The sequence below is a fragment of the Thalassovita autumnalis genome (genome assembly GCF_001458255.1).
Lineage (GTDB): Bacteria > Pseudomonadota > Alphaproteobacteria > Rhodobacterales > Rhodobacteraceae > Thalassobius > Thalassobius autumnalis.
This window is the reverse complement of record NZ_CYSB01000041.1, coordinates 182,543-198,776: the sequence shown is the minus strand read 5'-3', so window position 1 is coordinate 198,776 and position 16,234 is coordinate 182,543. Positions and strand designations below refer to the sequence as shown.

Below are 16,234 nucleotides of genomic sequence, written 5' to 3'. Positions count from 1 at the left end.
GCGCGCTCCGGCTTTAAATTCTGTTACTGGCTTTTTGGGCATGGTTTTCTGTCAGCGCAAGACGGTAGGAATACACATGCGAAAGGATCCCACATGAACCCCGTCAAAGGCATCGCGTTAAAACTCTGCTCAGTGGTGATGTTCATCACCATGGCGTCGCTGATCAAGGCGGCATCGGAACATGTGCCGCCGGGGCAAGCGGTGTTCTTCCGTTCCCTTTTTGCGCTGCCGGTCATTATCGCCTGGCTGACGCTGCGCGGGGATCTGAAAACCGGGTTGAAGGTGAAATCCAAGATGGCGCATTTCTGGCGCGGCTTGGTTGGGACCTCCGCCATGGGGATGGGCTTTGCCGGTCTGGGGCTGCTGCCGCTGCCGGAGGTGACCGCGATCGGCTACGCCGCGCCGCTGCTGACCGTTGTCTTCGCCGCGATGTTCCTTGGCGAAGAGGTGCGGCTGTTTCGGATGTTTGCCGTGGGGCTGGGCCTGTTGGGGGTTTTGATCGTGATTGAGCCGCGATTGACCCTATTACAGGGTGAAACGGTGCAAACGGCGCAGGCCTTGGGGGTGGTTTTGACCCTGATGGGCGCCACCTTTGCGGCGCTGGCACAGATCCACATCCGCAATATGGTCCAGAGCGAGGAAACCTCAGCAATTGTGTTTTACTTCTCCCTCACCGCGACGGGCCTGTCGTTGCTGACACTGCCGTTTGGCTGGGTGGTGCCGACGGGGCCTGAAGCCATGTTGCTGATCGGGGCGGGCATTCTTGGCGGGTTTGGGCAGATTTTCCTGACCTCATCTTACCGTTTTGCAGGCGCGTCGGTTGTGGCGCCGTTTGACTATGCGTCGATGATCCTGGCGCTGGCGATTGGCTACTTCGTCTTTGATGAGGTGCCGACCGGTCAGATGATGGGGGGCGCTGCGCTTGTTGTCTTTGCTGGCGTGTTGATCATCCTGCGTGAACATGCGCTGGGCCTACGCCGGTCCAAAGCACGTTCCGGCATGACGCCGCAGGGGTGAGATTGAGACTTTCTTGGGTTTGAAGATTGGCGCCGTCCCGAGGGGTGGCGCAATCGCGCCGCCCTGTGGGGGCGGGACGGCGCGGCCCAACAGTGCCTGTTGGGCGGTACTTGGAATTGATGTGTTGGCTGAAGCCCGGAGCTACAAAAAAGCCCCCGACCCGAGGGGCGGAGGCTTTTCTGTATTTTATATATGTCAGCTTACCCAGCCGCAGCGCGTTCTTCGGCGCGCTGGCGCAGGGCGGCGCGTTTGGTGCTGATCGAGGCGGTGATCACCCCAACCGTCACAATGGCGATCATGATGGTCGACAGCGCGTTGATTTCAGGGCTGACGCCCAGACGCACGGCGGACCAGATCTTCATCGGCAGGGTGGTGGCGCCGGGGCCGGTGGTGAAGCTGGCAATCACCAGATCATCCAGCGACAGGGTAAAGGCCAGTAGCCAGCCGGAAATCACCGCCGGGGCAATGATCGGCAGGGTCACCAGACGGAAGCTTTCAAACGGGGTACAGCCCAGATCCAACGCCGCCTCTTCCAGCGATTTGTCAAAGGCCACCAGCCGCGAGGACACTACAACCGACACGTAGCACATGGAAAATGTGGCATGGGCCAGAATGATGGTCTGGGCGCTGAACTGGGTAAAGACCGGTTTGAACAGCAGGAACAGCGACAGGCCGGTGATCACCTCTGGCATCACCAGGGGCGCGAAGATCATGCCGGAAAACAGCGTCCGCCCCATAAAACGCCCGCCGCGCACCATGACATAGGCGGCCATCGTGCCCAAAACGGTCGCAAGAGTTGAGGAGACCACCGCCACCTTGATGGTGACCCAGGCCGCATCCAGCATCTGGGTGTTGTTGAGCAGCTCACCATACCATTTGGTCGAAAAGCCGGCCCAGACCGTCACCAGCTTTGAGGCGTTGAAGCTGTAGATCACCAGAATGATCATCGGCAGATAAAGGAAGGCAAAGCCCAAAGTCAGGGCCGTTGCATTGAACCAGGTGAAACGCTTCATTGCTCAGCCTCCCGCTGCTTCTGCTCATTGCGTTGGAACAGGATGATCGGAATGATCAGGATCAGGAGGAGCACAACAGCCACCGCTGCGGCCACCGGCCAGTCCAAGTTGGCAAAGAACTCTTCCCACAGAACCTTACCGATCATCAGGGTCGAGGATCCGCCCAGAAGGGAGGGGATCACAAATTCCCCGATGGCCGGGATGAACACCAGGAAACAGCCCGCGATGATGCCGTTTTTCGACAGCGGAATGGTCACCAGCCAGAAGGCGGTGAACCGGGAACAGCCCAGATCCTCGGCCGCTTCCAGCAGGCTGCCATCCAGTTTTTCCAGCGCCGAATAAATCGGCAGGATCATGAAGGGCAGGTAGGTGTAAACGATGCCGATATAGACGGCCTTGTTGGTGTTCAGGATGATCAGCGGCTCATTGATCACACCCAGCCACATCAGGAACTGGTTCAGCAGACCCTCCTGGCTGAGGATACCCATCCAGGCGTAAACTCGGATCAGGAAACTGGTCCAGAACGGCAGGATAATCAGCATCATCAGCGTTGCACGCCACTGTTCCGGCGCCTGCGCCATCGCATAGGCGATCGGATAGCCCACCAGCAGCGCAAACAGGGTCGAAAACACCGCGATTTGCAGGCTGGAGACATAGGCCTTCCAGTAGAGGTCATCCTCGGTCAGCCAGACAAAGTTTTCAAAGTCCAGCGCGCCAAAGAAGGATTTGATCCCCTCCCAGCCGGTCGTCAGATCGAGCTGCGGGGTATAGGGCGGGATGGCCAGAGCCGTGTCGCTGAGCGAGATCTTCAACACGATTACAAAGGGGATCAGGAAGAGCGCCAGCAGCCACAGATAGGGCACTGATATGAGGAAAAGACGCCGCATAATCAGCGCTCCAGCACGGACCCGGCGGTCAGGGTCCAGCTGAGCCAGACCTCATCTTCCCAGGTAAATGTGCGCCGTGACAGACGGCGGGTGTTGGTTTGCTGCGCCTTGATCATCACACCGCCAGGCAGTTCAACGTGATAGGTTGAGATGTTGCCCAGATATCCGATGTCGATGATCTTACCCTTCACCGCGTTCATCGCGCCTTCGGGTTTTTCCGGGCTGATGCCGATCTTTTCCGGCCGGATCGCCACAAAGGCTTTCTGACCGTCGCTCAGCTGCCGGGTGGTTTTGGCATGGAAGGGCTCCTGCCCGTCGTGCCACAGGATGTCATAGCCATCTTCGCTGGTCTTCTTGGCGGTGCCTTCGATGATGTTCACATCCCCAATGAAGTCCGCCACATAGACCGAGTTTGGCTCTTCATAGATCTTATCCGGGGTTGAGACCTGCATGATCTTGCCGTCATCCATCACCGCAACGCGGCTTGCGACGGTCATCGCCTCTTCCTGATCGTGGGTCACGATCACGAAGGTGGTGCCCGTCTTTTCCTGAATGTCCATCAGTTCAAACTGTGTCTCTTCGCGCAGCTTTTTGTCCAGCGCGCCAAGGGGTTCATCCAGCAACAGCAGTTTGGGCGCACGGGCCAGCGAACGGGCCAGGGCCACACGCTGACGCTGACCACCGGAAATTTGATGCGGCTTGCGTTTGGCGAATTTGCTCAACCGGGTGAGGCGCAGCATCTCATCGACGCGGGCGTTCATCTCATCCTTGGGCATCTTCATCCGCTTCAGGCCGAAAGCGATGTTTTCCCAGATCGAAAGATGCGGGAACAGGGCGTAGGATTGGAACATCATATTCACAGCACGTTCATTGGGCGGCACATTGGCCATGTCCTGGCCGGCGATCAGGATCTGGCCCTTGGTGGGGGTTTCAAACCCGGCCAGCATCCGCATCATCGTGGTTTTGCCGCAGCCCGAAGGCCCAAGCAGCGCAAAGAATTCGCGGGCGTAGATATCCTGTGTCAGGTTATCAATCGCTGTGAAGGTGCCAAATCGTTTGGTCACGCCTTTGAACTGGATCAGCGGCGTTTCATTGGGGTCTTCCCAAGGTGCAAAAACGGTCTGTGTCATGCCTGTCCCTGTCAGAAAAAAGGCCCGCCCTTGATGGGGCGGGCCCGTATTGGAAATGGCTTAGGTGCCGGATTTCACTTTGGTCCACAGACGGGTCACAACCCGCTGGATTTTCGCCGGGTAAGGCGAGGTGATGTAGAAGTTCGACATGGTGTCGGCATCCGGGTAGATCGCCGGGTCGCCAATCACATCCTCAACCAGATGTTCCTGCGAAGCGATGTTGCCGTTGGCGTAGTAAACATAGTTCGACGCCGTCGCCATGTTCTGCGCATCCAGGATGAAGTTCAGGAACTTATGCGCGCCTTCAGGGTTCGGGGCGTCGGCTGGGATCGCCATCTGGTCAAACCACATCAGCGAGCCTTCGGCGAAGGCGTTATAGGCGATGTCTACACCGTTTTCGGCTTCAGCCGCGCGGTCACGGGCCTGCAGGATGTCACCGGACCAGCCAACAGCCACACAGATGTCACCGTTTGCCAGCGCGTTGATATATTCCGAGCTGTGGAATTTCTGGATGTAGGGGCGGACCGCGGTCAGGATCGGCTCAGCCTTCTCAATAACGGCTTTGTCGTGGCTGTCGGGGTTTTCACCCAGATACTGCAGCACCATCGGGATGATTTCGGACGGCGCATCAAGAATGTGCACGCCACAGGCGGCCAGCTTTTCCATGTTGGCCGGGTTCAGCACCAGTTCCATGCTGTTCAGCGGTGCGTCGTCGCCGAGGATCTCTTTGACCTTGCCGACGTTCACACCAAGGCCGGTGCTGCCCCACATGTAGTTGATCGAGTAGGCGTTTTCGGGGTCATAGCCCGAGGTCACGTCTTTGATCAGGTCCCAGAGGTTGCCGTGGTTCGGCAGCTGGGCCAGGTCCAGTTTCTGGAACGCACCCGCTTGGATCTGACGCTGCAGGAAGGTGCCCGAGGGAACCACAACATCATAGCCAGAGCCACCGGCCAGCATTTTGGTTTCCAACAGTTCGTTGCTGTCAAACACGTCGTAGATCAGGTCGATGCCGGTTTCGGCTTCGAACTTGGTCAGCAGATCTTCGTCGATGTAATCGGACCAGTTATAGACCCGGACTTCCTCGGCGCTGACTGCGCCCGCCATCAGAGCCACTGCGGCAGTTGCCGACAGGATTTGTTTTTTCATAGGTAACACTCCCTTTGATCACGGGTCTTCCGCCCGACAATCGAATTTGATCAAGTTTTGCCGCTCATGGCAATATGGTAATGTTTCCACGCTGTCGTTAAACTCGCAAGCGAGGGAACTGAGAGAGTATGGAGAAAAGCGTCATTATGGACGGGGACGCCCAGAAATTGACCGGCGAGACAGCGGGCGAACCGCGGCTGCCAGCGCATGAGATTGTGTACCGAAAACTGCGCGAGCAAATCCTCTTTGGAGAGATCGCTCCGGGGGAGCCTGTGACCATCCAGGGGTTGACCGCCCGGCTGGAGGCAGGGATGACCCCGGTGCGGGAGGCGATCCGCCGTCTGACCGCCGAAGGTGCGCTGAAGTTTCAGGGCAACCGGCGGGTGATTGTGCCGCATTTGACGGCTGCAAACATCGAAGAGATTATCATTGCACGTCAATGTGTTGAGGGTGAATTGGCCGAGCGCGCCACCCACCGCATGACCGGTGATCACGTGGCCGAGTTGACGCGGCTGGATGCCGAGTTGGATGCCGCCATCGTGCGCGGCGATCTGCAGGCGTATCTGGAGTATAACTATCGCTTTCACCGGTTAATTTACGATCTGGCCGATGCCCCCATTCTGGCCGATCTGGCCGAGGGTCTGTGGCTGCGGTTTGGCCCCTCGCTGCGGGTGGTCTGTGGCCGGGTTGGCACCCAGAATCTGCCGGACAAACACAAGGACCTTTTGGCGGCGATGTCGGCCGGGGATGGGCCGCGCGCTGCAGCCGCCTGTCTGGAAGATATGATGCAAGGAATGGAACAGGTGCGCGAGATGCTTGCCTAAATTTTAGGCGCATCTGATTCGATTGACATTCGTTAATTTGATCATATTCTTGAAATATGAGCCGGCCGCGCGGGCTGAGTCGGTGTGTTTTCTATTCAGATGAGGTGTCAGATGACTGTAATCTCGAATCATATGCCGACGGCAGAACTGCAGGCGCTGGACGCGGCGCACCATATGCATCCCTTCACCACGCAGGACGATCTGGCCAAACAGGGCGCGCGGGTGATCACCCGCGCCGATGGCGTCTGGATCCATGACAGCGAAGGCAACCAGATCATTGATGGCATGGCCGGCCTGTGGTGCGTGAACGTCGGCTACGGCCGGGATCGTCTGGCCGAGGTTGCGGCCCGCCAGATGAAAGAGCTGCCCTATTACAACACCTTCTTCATGACGACCCACGTGCCCGCGATTGCGCTCAGCCAGAAACTGGCAGAGCTGGCGCCGGGTAATCTGAACCACGTCTTCTACGCCGGGTCCGGGTCGGAAGCGAATGACACCAATATCCGCATGGTGCGCACCTATTGGGCGCAGAAGGGCAAGCCTTCGAAAAAGGTGATCATCAGCCGTAAAAACGCCTATCACGGTTCCTCGGTCGGTTCGGCCAGCCTGGGTGGGATGACCGGTATGCACGCACAAGGCGGCCTGCCGATCGCTGACATCCATCACATTGATCAGCCCAACTACTGGGCCGAAGGTGGTGAGATGAGCCGCGAAGAGTTTGGTCTGGAGCGCGCGCGCCAGCTGGAACAGGCCATCCATGACATTGGCGAAGACAATGTTGCAGCCTTTATCGCCGAGCCGATTCAAGGTGCGGGCGGCGTGATCGTTCCGCCAGAAACCTACTGGCCGGAAATCAAACGGATCTGCGACAAGTATGAGATCCTGCTGATCGCGGATGAGGTTATCTGTGGCTTTGGCCGTACTGGCAACTGGTTTGGCTCGCAGACCGTGGGCTGGACCCCGGACATCATGACCATCGCCAAAGGCCTCAGCTCGGGCTATGCGCCGATCGGTGGCTCGATTGTCAGCGATGAGGTGGCAGAGGTCATCGGCGCCTGTGAGTTCAACCACGGCTACACCTATTCCAGCCACCCGGTTGCCGCTGCTGTGGCGCTGGAGAACCTGAATATCATGCAGGAAGAAAACGTTGTTGAGCATGTGCAGAACGACGTTGGCCCCTACCTGAAAGAAAAGTGGGAATCGCTGGTGGATCACCCGATGGTTGGTGAAGCCAACATCGTGGGCATGATGGGCTCTATCGCGCTGACCCCGCACAAAGAAAGCCGCGCCGCCTTTGCCGCTGATGCGGGCACTGTGGGCTACATGTGCCGTGAGCGCTGCTTTGCCAACAATCTGGTGATGCGCCATGTGGGCGACCGGATGATCATCTCGCCGCCGCTGGTGATGACACGCGCCGAGGTGGACATTCTGTTCGAACGCGCGGTCAAGTCGCTTGACGAAGGCATGGCACGCGCCAAGGATGAAGGCCTGTGGGTGGCTGCATCCTGATTTGAACCGTGATGCCCCCTGAACCTGAGGGGGATATCATGCGTGCACTTGCGAAATTCATAGGCCTCATCCTGATTTTGGGTGGGGCCTATTTGTGTTTTTGGCCGGTCTCTGTTGATCCAGTGGCCTGGGAGGCGCCGGAAAACCCCGGGTATGTTGGGGATTTTGCGCCCAATGACGGCCTGGCCGGGTTGAGATTTGTGGATCTGCAGGGGCGCAAAGGGCCCGAGGATGCCGATATCGGCCCGGATGGTCTGATCTATATGGCCACCCATGACGGGGAGATCCTGCGTAGCACTGTGGATGGCCCGGCTGAGGTCTGGGTGAATACCGGCGGTCGGCCACTGGGGATCGAATTTGGCCCGGATGGGGTGCTGTATGTGGCAGACGCCTTCCGCGGGCTGATGGCGGTATCTGCGGATGGTCAGCTGCGCCTGCTGACCGATCAGGTGGATGGCACGCCGATCCTTTATCCCAATGATCTGGATATTGCGTCCGATGGTCGGATTTATTTCACCGACAGTTCGATGCGTTTCTCTGCCGCGGCAGAGGGCAGCACGCTGGCGGCATCGGTGTTGGATCTGGTGGAACATTCCGCAACGGGGCGGGTGCTGCGCTTTGATCCTGCCAGTGGGGGGACCGAGGTGCTGGCAACCGGCCTGAGCTTCGCCAATGGGCTGGCGCTGACCGAAGATGAAAGCGCGATACTGGTGCTGGAAACCGGCGGCTACCGGATGTGGCGCTATCCGATCGATGGTGGCGCAGGGGAGGTCATCCTGCAGGATCTGCCCGGGTTTCCCGACAACCTGAACCGGCTGAATGATGGCAGTTTCGCCATGGGGCTGGTCAGCCCGCGAAATGCGATCATGGACCGTTTGTCTGGGTCACCGTTCTTGCGCCGGATGGTGATGCGTCTGCCTGATGCGATGAAACCGGCACCCACACGTTATGGTTTTTTGATTCGAACTGATTCGTCCGGCGCGGTCCTTCAGACCCTTCAGGATCCCACTGGTGCCTATGCTTTGATCACAGGCGCTGTGGATTTGCCCGATGGGCGGTTCGTGGTCACTTCGCTGACCGAACCGCGGCTTGGAATCTTGCCGTTGGGGCAGTGATTTACTTGTATACAACGGTCTGAAGCGGGTGCGGATTGGTGGAATCGGCGAAGCCTCCTGATCGAATTCGCGTCAGTCAAAAGGCTAATTGCGACGAAGGACGTCGCTTTTTTGCTCAAAAATGCCGCGATCTGGTTGCAACCTAACGGAAGTCGCGTTTTAGTCTTGGGAAACGAGCGAGAAAATCGCCGAACATAAAAGCGGGGAGTTGCTTTGCCTGACGGATCTTCTAGCGATGCTTTTGTCGCCTTCGAACGCGTGCAAAAGAGTTACGACGGTGAGAACCTGGTCGTAAAAGACCTGAACCTTTCCATGCCCAAGGGCGAGTTTCTGACGATGCTTGGCCCGTCGGGGTCCGGAAAAACCACATGCCTGATGATGTTGGCCGGTTTTGAAACCGCCACCCACGGCGAAATCCTTCTTGATGGGCGTCCGATCAACAACATCCCCCCGCACAAGCGCGGCATCGGGATGGTGTTCCAGAACTATGCTCTGTTCCCTCACATGACGGTTGCCGAAAACCTGTCCTTCCCGCTGGAAGTGCGCAAGATGGGCAAATCTGACCGTGAGGCGAAGGTGAAGCGCGCCTTGGACATGGTCCAAATGGGGGCCTTTGGGGGCCGTCGCCCGGCGCAGCTGTCCGGTGGTCAGCAGCAGCGGATCGCCCTGGCCCGTGCGCTGGTGTTTGAACCGGAACTGGTTCTGATGGACGAACCGCTGGGCGCGCTGGACAAGCAGCTGCGTGAACACATGCAGTTCGAAATCACCCGCCTTGCACATGACCTGGGCATCACCACGGTTTACGTGACCCACGACCAGACCGAAGCGCTGACCATGTCGGACCGCGTTGCGGTGTTTGATGATGGCCGCATTCAGCAGCTGGATCCGCCAGATACGCTTTACGAAGGGCCCAAGAACAGCTTCGTTGCGCAGTTCATCGGTGAAAACAACACCCTCGAAGGTGTGGTCACTGAAATGAGCGGTGACAAATGTGTTGTGAAGCTGGACGACGGTGAGCTGATCGACGCCAAGCCGGTCAACGTCAGCGCTGTTGGCGATCGCACCCGCGTGTCGATCCGCCCTGAGCGCGTCGAATTTAACAAAGAGCGCCTGCAAGATGGCGCCCACACCCTGAAAGCCGAAGTGCTGGAATTCATCTACATGGGTGACATTTTCCGCACCCGTCTGCGGGTTGCTGGCAATGACGAGTTCATCGTCAAGACCCGTAACGCCCCGGATCAGGTGCGCCTGCAGCCAGGTCAGCAGATCGAGATCGGTTGGCTGCCGCAGGATTGTCGCGCGCTCGACGCGTGATGCGGACAACTTCTGCATCCCCCTAGCTGGGGGTGCAGACCGCCTGAGGCCCTTTGTCGTTTCCCCCGTGACGACGGGCCCAAACAATAAATTAACGGGATCAACTCTGGGAGAATAAGTATGAAACTCACCAAGATCTTTATGACCTCTACCGCTCTGGCTTTCGCAGCTGGCGCAGTGGCGGCGGCTGATATGGCCAACGAAATGACCATCGTGTCCTGGGGTGGTGCCTACTCCAAGTCGCAGCTGAAGGCCTACCACGAGCCCTATTCGGCGAACACCGGTGTTACCATCATCAACGATGACAGCTCGGGCGAAGCGGTATCGAAGCTGCGCGCCATGAACGAAGCTGGCAACGTGACCTGGGACGTTGTGGATGTTGAAGCGGCGGACGCCATGCGTCTGTGTGACGAAGGCCTGGCCGAAGAAATCGACTTCAACACCATGCTGGCCCCGGCGCCTGATGGCACCTCGGCCGAAGATGACTTCGGCGCAATGCTGGTTTCCGACTGCTTCATCCCGCAGATCGTATTCTCGACCACCTTTGGCTACCGCACCGACCTGGTTGGCGACACCCCGCCCAGCTCGGTCTGTGACGTCTTTGACCTGGAAGCCTACCCGGGCAAGCGCGCGCTGGCGAAAAAGCCGATCGGCAACGTAGAATGGGCGCTGCTGTGTGACGGTGTTCCGAAGGACGAGATCTACGAAGTTCTGGAAACTTCCGAAGGTCAGGACCGCGCACTGGCGAAACTGGACACCATCAAAGACCAGACCATCTGGTGGTCCGCTGGCGCCGACACCCCTCAGCTGCTGGCTGACGGCGAAATCGTAATGGGCTCGACCTTCAACGGTCGTCTGTTCTCGGTCATCGAAGAGCAGAAACAGCCGGTTGCGATGCTGTGGGACGCTCAGGTGTTTGACATCGACGGCTGGATCATTCCGACCGGTCTGAGCGAAGAGCGCAAAGCCCGTGCTCTGGACTACATCTACTTCGCCACCGACACCCAGCGTCTGGCGGATCAGGCCAAGTACATCTCCTACGGTCCGGCCCGTGCCTCCTCGGCACCGCTGGTAGGTAAGCACGCCGAACTGGGCATCGACATGGCGCCGCACATGCCGACCGATCCGGCGAACGCCAAGAACACCTTCCTGAACAACTATGAGTTCTGGGCGGACTATCGCGACGATATCGACGCGAAATTCCAGGCTTGGCTGGCCAAGTAAGAAGCTGAACCCTCAGCTTTGATATAAAGGATGGGCCGCAACGTACGGCCCATCCACACCAAATTTCCGACGGGGACACCATGAGCGTTACAACCGATACCGGCCAAGCTACGGGCCCAGTGTTGGCCGCAGACGGCACACCGCTAAAGCGCAGCCTCAGCCGCGCCCTTCGCCGCCAGAAGATGCGAGCATTGATGCTGATTGCACCGCTGCTGATCTTCGTCCTGGTTTCATTCATCATTCCTATCGGCTCGATGCTGTTCCGCTCGGTGGAAAATGACATCGTTGCTGATACGCTGCCGCTGACCGTGGTTGAACTGCGCAATTGGGACGCCGAAAGCGGCGAATTGCCGGATGAGGCGCTTTATGCGGCCTTCGCCACTGATATGGTCGCTGCGATTGAAGCCAAAAAGCACACACGTCTGGGCACCCGTCTGAACTATGAGCAGACCGGCATGTCGTCGCTGTTCAGAAAGTCCGGCCGCAAACTGAAAAAACTTGACCCTGCAGCCGATGCGCCTTTCAAAGAAAAGATCATCGATATCGACAAGAAGTGGGGCGATGTTGAGACCTGGCGGACAATCAAAACGCATTCTGTGCGGCTGACAAACGGCTATTTCTTGAACGCCGTGGACATGCGCCGCACCCCTGAGGGCGCGCAATCGCAGCCCGAAGACAAACAGATCCTGATCAAGTTGTTCCAGCGGACGCTGATCATGTCGGTGATCATCACCGTGTCCTGTATCATTCTTGGCTACCCGGTGGCCTGGATTCTGGCCAACCTGCCAATGCGCACCGCCAACATCCTGATGATCCTGGTCTTGCTGCCCTTCTGGACATCGCTTCTGGTGCGAACCTCGGCGTGGAAGGTGATGCTGCAGCAACAGGGGGTGGTCAATGAGGTGCTGGTGTGGCTTGGCATGGTTGCGGATGACTCACGCCTTGTACTGATCAACAACCAGACCGGTACGATCATTGCGATGACCCACATCCTGCTGCCGTTCATGATCCTGCCGATGTATTCGGTGATGCAGACGATCAAACCCTATTATGTGCGCGCTGCAAAATCGATGGGCGCCACCGATTGGACGGCCTTCTGGCGCGTCTACTTCCCGCAGTCCATTCCGGGCATCGGGGCGGGGTCGATCCTCGTGTTCATTCTGGCGATTGGCTACTACATCACGCCTGAAATCGTCGGCGGCACCAAAGGTGTCTTCATCTCGAACCGGATCGCATACCACATTTCCAGCTCACTGAACTGGGGTCTGGCAGCGGCGCTTGGCACCATTCTGCTGGCGGTGGTTCTGATCCTCTACTGGGCCTACGATAAGATCGTTGGCATCGACAACGTGAAGCTGGGGTAACGAACATGGCTGCACTTACTCCCATCTCTCGCAAACCCATGTCACTGGTCATGCCCACCGTGGGCGCGGCCGGGGCGCTTCTGGGGCTCTTTGTCGGCACTGCAAACGGATCTGGTCTTGCCGGCATCGTGATCGGCGCGGCACTGATCGTGGCCATGGCTGCGGTGTTCATCTTCGGCCTGAAGAACGAAGGCCTTGCCAAGTGGATCTCCATCGCGCTGCTGGCCGTTCTGGGCTTTGTCTTCGGTGGTGTGCCGGGGGTGATCCTGGGCGCCGTCTTTGGCTGGCTGTTCCACTGGTTCATCTATTGGCTCTATGAAGGGCGCTATCGTCAGCGCCTGCTGCCTTACCTGACACCACGTCAGGTGCTGTGGCACTACAGCTTCCGGGTGATCTGTGGGGCGATCTTTACCTTCCTGATCACGCCGATCCTGGTGGTGATGCCGCTGTCGTTCAACGCGCAGGACTTCTTTACCTTCACGCCTGAAATGCTGCGCCTGGATCCGGAAGGCTATTCGCTGAAGCATTACCGTGACTTCTTCACCAACAATGAATGGCAGCGCTCGTTCAAGAACTCGCTGATCATCGCGCCGATTGCGACGGTCATCTCGGTGAGCCTGGGCACCCTGGCGGCCATTGGCCTCAGCCAGAGCCACGTGCCGTTCAAACGGGCGATCATGGCGATCCTGATTTCGCCGATGATTGTGCCGTTGATCATTTCGGCCACCGGCATGTTCTTCTTCTACAGCCAGATCGGCAACTGGCTGGAAGGATCGCTGGGCCTCGACAAGACCTTTGTCGGTTACATCAAAGTGGTTCTGGCGCATGCTGTGCTGGGCATCCCCTTTGTGATCATCACCGTCACCGCAACGCTGGTGGGTTTTGACAACTCACTGACCCGTGCGGCGGCGAACATGGGGGCGAACCCGGTGACCACCTTCTTCAAGGTGCAGATGCCGCTGATCCTGCCCGGCGTGATCTCAGGGGGCCTGTTCGCCTTCATCACCTCGTTTGACGAAGTGGTTGTGGTGCTGTTTGTCGGCTCGGCCAGCCAGAAGACGCTGCCATGGCAGATGTTTACCGGCCTGCGCGAGCAGATCTCACCGACCATTCTGGCGGTGGCGACGATCCTTGTTGTGATCTCGATCGGTCTGCTGACCACGGTGGAACTGTTGCGCCGTCGCTCCGAGCGTCTGCGCGGGATGAGCCCGGGTTAACCCGACCTCAGCATCGCGAAATCAAACGGTGCGCGCCCTTCGGGGCGCGCGCTTTGTGTCTCGGGGCCTTTGGCCCCTCGGGGGGCCTCCGGCGGGAGTATTTGGGGATCATTGAAAGACATGAAAAAGGCGGCCTCCGCATTGGGGCCGCCTTTGCTGTCAGTTGGTCCTGATGGATCAGGCGCGCACCAGCGCCTCATAGGCCTCAGAAATTTCACGGGTCAGCGTGCCGACCTCAAAGGTGAAATCACCGATCTGGCCCACGGGGGTCACCTCGGCGGCGGTGCCGGTCAGCCAGCACTGTTCGAAGGAGGCCAGCTCTTCCGGCAGGATGTGGCGTTCGATGACGTTCACGCCACGGTCTTTCAGCATGCCAATGACGGTCTGGCGGGTGATGCCGTTCAGGAAGGCGTCAGGCTTGGGGGTGTGCACTTCGCCGTCTTTCACGAAGAAGATGTTGGCGCCGGTCGCCTCAGCCACATAGCCGCGGTAGTCATACATCATTGCGTCTGAGCAGCCTTTGTCTTCGGCGGCGTGTTTCGACATGGTGCAGATCATGTAGAGGCCGGCGGCCTTGGCTTCATGCGGGATGGTGGCGGGGTCAGGACGGCGCCATTTGGCGATGTCGAGTTTGGCGCCTTTCATCTTGGCGTCGCCATAGTAGTTGCCCCATTCCCAGGCGGCGACGGCGACCTGCACCGGGTTCTTGCGCGACGCAACGCCCATGTCTTCACCCGCGCCGCGCCAGGCGACGGCCCGTACGTAGGCGTCCTGCCAGCCGTTGGCCTTCAGCACCTCGTATTTGGCGGCTTCCAACTCTTCGACCGAGTAGGGGATTTCCATGTCCAGCAGTTCAGCCGATTTGATCAGACGTTCGGAGTGTTCCACCGATTTGAAGATCTTGCCATTGTAGCAGCGTTCACCTTCGAACACCGAGGAGGCATAGTGCAGCGCGTGGCTGAGAATGTGGACATTGGCGTCACGCCATTCCACCAGTTTGCCATTCATCCAGATCTTGCCGTCGCGATCGTCATAACCGGCCATTGTCGTCTCTCCTGCCCTAGATGGGGTGTTTGCGAAAATTGCGCCGAATTGGACCGGAGCGGACATATTCTTGCGCGAAAACTGCGATTCGGTAGCATTCCGATCTTGGAAAGTCAATAAGACTGACATAAGCTGATGAAACCATTGGCAGTAGGTGAGTTTTGGAGGATTGGATGAGCGACGTTGGTACGGGCGAGAATCTCCTCTTTCTGACGGATGAGCAGCTGCGACAGGGGATCGAGGCTATGTTCTTCGCCTATCGTGGATTTACCGCGGATCCCGATCGGATTTTGACCGGCATGGCCTATGGCCGCGCCCATCACCGGGCCATCCACTTTATCAACCGTGCCCCAGGCACAACGGTGAACAACCTGCTGATCCTGCTGGGGGTGACCAAACAGTCGCTGAACCGGGTTCTGCGGACCCTGATTGAGGATGGGCTGGTCGAAAGCCGCGTTGGTGTCAGCGACAAGCGCGAGCGTAACCTCTATTTGACCGATGCAGGTCAGGAGTTGGAACGCAAACTGTCGGATGCCCAACGCGCCCGTATGCGCGCGGCCTACCGGGCGGCGGGGCCGCAAGCGGTGGCCGGGTTCCGGCAGGTTCTGGAAGCGATGATGGATCCTGAAATGCGCCGCAAATACCACGCCCTGAGGGAGAGCGGCGCATGAGTGACATAGACGCCCACCTGCTGATTGTTGATGATGATGAGCGGATTCGCAGCCTGTTGCAGAAATTTCTGATCCGCAACGGTTTCCTGGTGTCGGCGGCGCGTGACGCGGCGCATGCGCGACGGCTGCTGTCGGGTCTTGATTTCGATATGATCGTGATGGATGTGATGATGCCCGGTGAGGATGGCGTCAGCCTGACCCGCGATCTGCGCCAGACCATGAGCACCCCGATCCTGCTGCTGACCGCCAAGGGCGAAACCACCGACCGGATTGCCGGGTTGGAGGCGGGGGCAGATGACTACCTGTCAAAACCCTTTGAGCCGAAAGAACTGCTGTTGCGGATCAATGCCATTCTGCGCCGTATGCCCGAGCCAGAGGCCAAGGATGCCGCCCCCAAGGTGCTGAGCCTTGGCCCGATCCGCTACGATATTGATCGCGGCGAATTGTGGCGCGGCGATGAGATCGTGCGTTTGACCGCCACCGAAAGCCAGTTGATGAAAATCTTCTCGGCCCTGCCGGGTGAGGCGATTAGCCGGGCCAAGCTGGTGGAGGATCTGGGCCGTGACCGGGGTCAGGCGCAGGAACGTGCTGTGGACGTGCAGATCACCCGGCTGAGGCGCAAGTTGGAAAGCGATCCGAAACAGCCGCGGTATCTGCAAACGGTGCGCGGTGCAGGCTACATGCTGGCGCCGGATTAAAGCGCCATCTTGGGCAGGGCGCCGGTCTCGACTTCACCCGCAAAATATGGTCTGACAGCGC

15 protein-coding genes are annotated in these 16,234 nt (G+C 58.6%); 10 read left to right on the top strand and 5 right to left on the bottom strand.

Translation table 11 applies throughout. From position 1 onward, the window contains the following. Window positions 1-93 precede the first annotated feature (93 nt). Window positions 94-1,017 carry a DMT family transporter gene (locus TL5118_RS19480; protein WP_058243598.1) on the top strand — a complete coding sequence of 308 codons (924 nt, stop codon included), beginning with the start codon at window positions 94-96 and terminating at the stop codon, window positions 1,015-1,017. Window positions 1,018-1,217: 200 nt separating this feature from the next. Here TL5118_RS19480 and TL5118_RS19475 read toward each other — a convergent pair whose 3' ends face one another. From TL5118_RS19475 to TL5118_RS19460, 4 genes are read right to left on the bottom strand one after another with little or no spacing between them, the layout of a single operon-like run. Continuing rightward, window positions 1,218-2,030, bottom strand: coding sequence for an ABC transporter permease (locus tag TL5118_RS19475; protein ID WP_058243599.1), 813 nt, complete (start codon window positions 2,028-2,030; stop codon window positions 1,218-1,220). Next, window positions 2,027-2,917, bottom strand: coding sequence for an ABC transporter permease subunit (locus tag TL5118_RS19470; protein ID WP_058243600.1), 891 nt, complete (start codon window positions 2,915-2,917; stop codon window positions 2,027-2,029). The genes TL5118_RS19475 and TL5118_RS19470 overlap by 4 nt, the downstream gene beginning before the upstream one ends. 2 nt (window positions 2,918-2,919) lie before the next feature. Continuing rightward, the gene (locus TL5118_RS19465; protein ID WP_058243601.1) at window positions 2,920-4,047 is read right to left on the bottom strand and encodes an ABC transporter ATP-binding protein; all 1,128 of its coding nucleotides are present in this window, start codon (window positions 4,045-4,047) and stop codon (window positions 2,920-2,922) included. 60 nt (window positions 4,048-4,107) lie between these two features. After that, window positions 4,108-5,193 carry a polyamine ABC transporter substrate-binding protein gene (locus TL5118_RS19460; protein ID WP_058243602.1) on the bottom strand — a complete coding sequence of 362 codons (1,086 nt, stop codon included), beginning with the start codon at window positions 5,191-5,193 and terminating at the stop codon, window positions 4,108-4,110. Between the two features lie 128 nt (window positions 5,194-5,321). Between TL5118_RS19460 and TL5118_RS19455 the strand changes: the two genes are divergently transcribed. The 7 genes from TL5118_RS19455 to TL5118_RS19425 all read left to right on the top strand — a co-directional run bounded on the left by TL5118_RS19455 (window position 5,322) and on the right by TL5118_RS19425 (window position 13,760). Next, on the top strand, window positions 5,322-6,017 hold the full coding sequence (locus tag TL5118_RS19455) for a GntR family transcriptional regulator (protein ID WP_370701692.1): 696 nt from the start codon (window positions 5,322-5,324) through the stop codon (window positions 6,015-6,017). A 111-nt stretch (window positions 6,018-6,128) separates the two neighbouring features. Then, window positions 6,129-7,526 (top strand): aspartate aminotransferase family protein, encoded by a 1,398-nt coding sequence (locus tag TL5118_RS19450; protein WP_058243604.1) that lies wholly within the window; start codon window positions 6,129-6,131, stop codon window positions 7,524-7,526. 38 nt (window positions 7,527-7,564) lie between these two features. Beyond that, entirely contained in the window at window positions 7,565-8,641 is a 1,077-nt protein-coding gene (locus TL5118_RS19445) for an SMP-30/gluconolactonase/LRE family protein (protein WP_058243605.1), read from the top strand. Between the two features lie 213 nt (window positions 8,642-8,854). Next, the gene (locus TL5118_RS19440; protein ID WP_058243606.1) at window positions 8,855-9,955 is read left to right on the top strand and encodes an ABC transporter ATP-binding protein; all 1,101 of its coding nucleotides are present in this window, start codon (window positions 8,855-8,857) and stop codon (window positions 9,953-9,955) included. 120 nt (window positions 9,956-10,075) lie between these two features. Next, a complete protein-coding gene (locus tag TL5118_RS19435; RefSeq protein WP_058243607.1) occupies window positions 10,076-11,179 on the top strand; it encodes an extracellular solute-binding protein in 1,104 nt (367 codons plus the stop codon). 80 nt (window positions 11,180-11,259) lie between these two features. Further along, window positions 11,260-12,543, top strand: coding sequence for an ABC transporter permease (locus tag TL5118_RS19430; protein ID WP_058243608.1), 1,284 nt, complete (start codon window positions 11,260-11,262; stop codon window positions 12,541-12,543). A 5-nt stretch (window positions 12,544-12,548) separates the two neighbouring features. Further along, a complete protein-coding gene (locus TL5118_RS19425) occupies window positions 12,549-13,760 on the top strand; it encodes an ABC transporter permease (RefSeq protein WP_058243609.1) in 1,212 nt (403 codons plus the stop codon). A gap of 177 nt (window positions 13,761-13,937) precedes the next feature. Here TL5118_RS19425 and TL5118_RS19420 read toward each other — a convergent pair whose 3' ends face one another. Next, on the bottom strand, window positions 13,938-14,804 hold the full coding sequence (locus tag TL5118_RS19420; RefSeq protein ID WP_058243610.1) for a branched-chain amino acid aminotransferase: 867 nt from the start codon (window positions 14,802-14,804) through the stop codon (window positions 13,938-13,940). A gap of 173 nt (window positions 14,805-14,977) precedes the next feature. Between TL5118_RS19420 and TL5118_RS19415 the strand changes: the two genes are divergently transcribed. Further along, on the top strand, window positions 14,978-15,475 hold the full coding sequence (locus TL5118_RS19415; RefSeq protein WP_058243611.1) for a MarR family winged helix-turn-helix transcriptional regulator: 498 nt from the start codon (window positions 14,978-14,980) through the stop codon (window positions 15,473-15,475). Further along, window positions 15,472-16,173 carry a response regulator gene (locus TL5118_RS19410; RefSeq protein WP_058243612.1) on the top strand — a complete coding sequence of 234 codons (702 nt, stop codon included), beginning with the start codon at window positions 15,472-15,474 and terminating at the stop codon, window positions 16,171-16,173. The genes TL5118_RS19415 and TL5118_RS19410 overlap by 4 nt, the downstream gene beginning before the upstream one ends. Window positions 16,174-16,234 lie beyond the last annotated feature (61 nt).

Coding starts and splice junctions, on each gene's coding strand:
- TL5118_RS19450 (WP_058243604.1), top strand. CDS start 6,129: ATGACTGTAATCTCGAATCATATGCCGACGGCAGAACTGCAGGCGCTG.
- TL5118_RS19480 (WP_058243598.1), top strand. CDS start 94: ATGAACCCCGTCAAAGGCATCGCGTTAAAACTCTGCTCAGTGGTGATG.
- TL5118_RS19445 (WP_058243605.1), top strand. CDS start 7,565: ATGCGTGCACTTGCGAAATTCATAGGCCTCATCCTGATTTTGGGTGGG.
- TL5118_RS19470 (WP_058243600.1), bottom strand. CDS start 2,917: ATGCGGCGTCTTTTCCTCATATCAGTGCCCTATCTGTGGCTGCTGGCG.
- TL5118_RS19415 (WP_058243611.1), top strand. CDS start 14,978: ATGAGCGACGTTGGTACGGGCGAGAATCTCCTCTTTCTGACGGATGAG.
- TL5118_RS19420 (WP_058243610.1), bottom strand. CDS start 14,804: ATGGCCGGTTATGACGATCGCGACGGCAAGATCTGGATGAATGGCAAA.
- TL5118_RS19460 (WP_058243602.1), bottom strand. CDS start 5,193: ATGAAAAAACAAATCCTGTCGGCAACTGCCGCAGTGGCTCTGATGGCG.
- TL5118_RS19475 (WP_058243599.1), bottom strand. CDS start 2,030: ATGAAGCGTTTCACCTGGTTCAATGCAACGGCCCTGACTTTGGGCTTT.
- TL5118_RS19465 (WP_058243601.1), bottom strand. CDS start 4,047: ATGACACAGACCGTTTTTGCACCTTGGGAAGACCCCAATGAAACGCCG.
- TL5118_RS19435 (WP_058243607.1), top strand. CDS start 10,076: ATGAAACTCACCAAGATCTTTATGACCTCTACCGCTCTGGCTTTCGCA.
- TL5118_RS19430 (WP_058243608.1), top strand. CDS start 11,260: ATGAGCGTTACAACCGATACCGGCCAAGCTACGGGCCCAGTGTTGGCC.
- TL5118_RS19410 (WP_058243612.1), top strand. CDS start 15,472: ATGAGTGACATAGACGCCCACCTGCTGATTGTTGATGATGATGAGCGG.
- TL5118_RS19425 (WP_058243609.1), top strand. CDS start 12,549: ATGGCTGCACTTACTCCCATCTCTCGCAAACCCATGTCACTGGTCATG.
- TL5118_RS19455 (WP_370701692.1), top strand. CDS start 5,322: ATGGAGAAAAGCGTCATTATGGACGGGGACGCCCAGAAATTGACCGGC.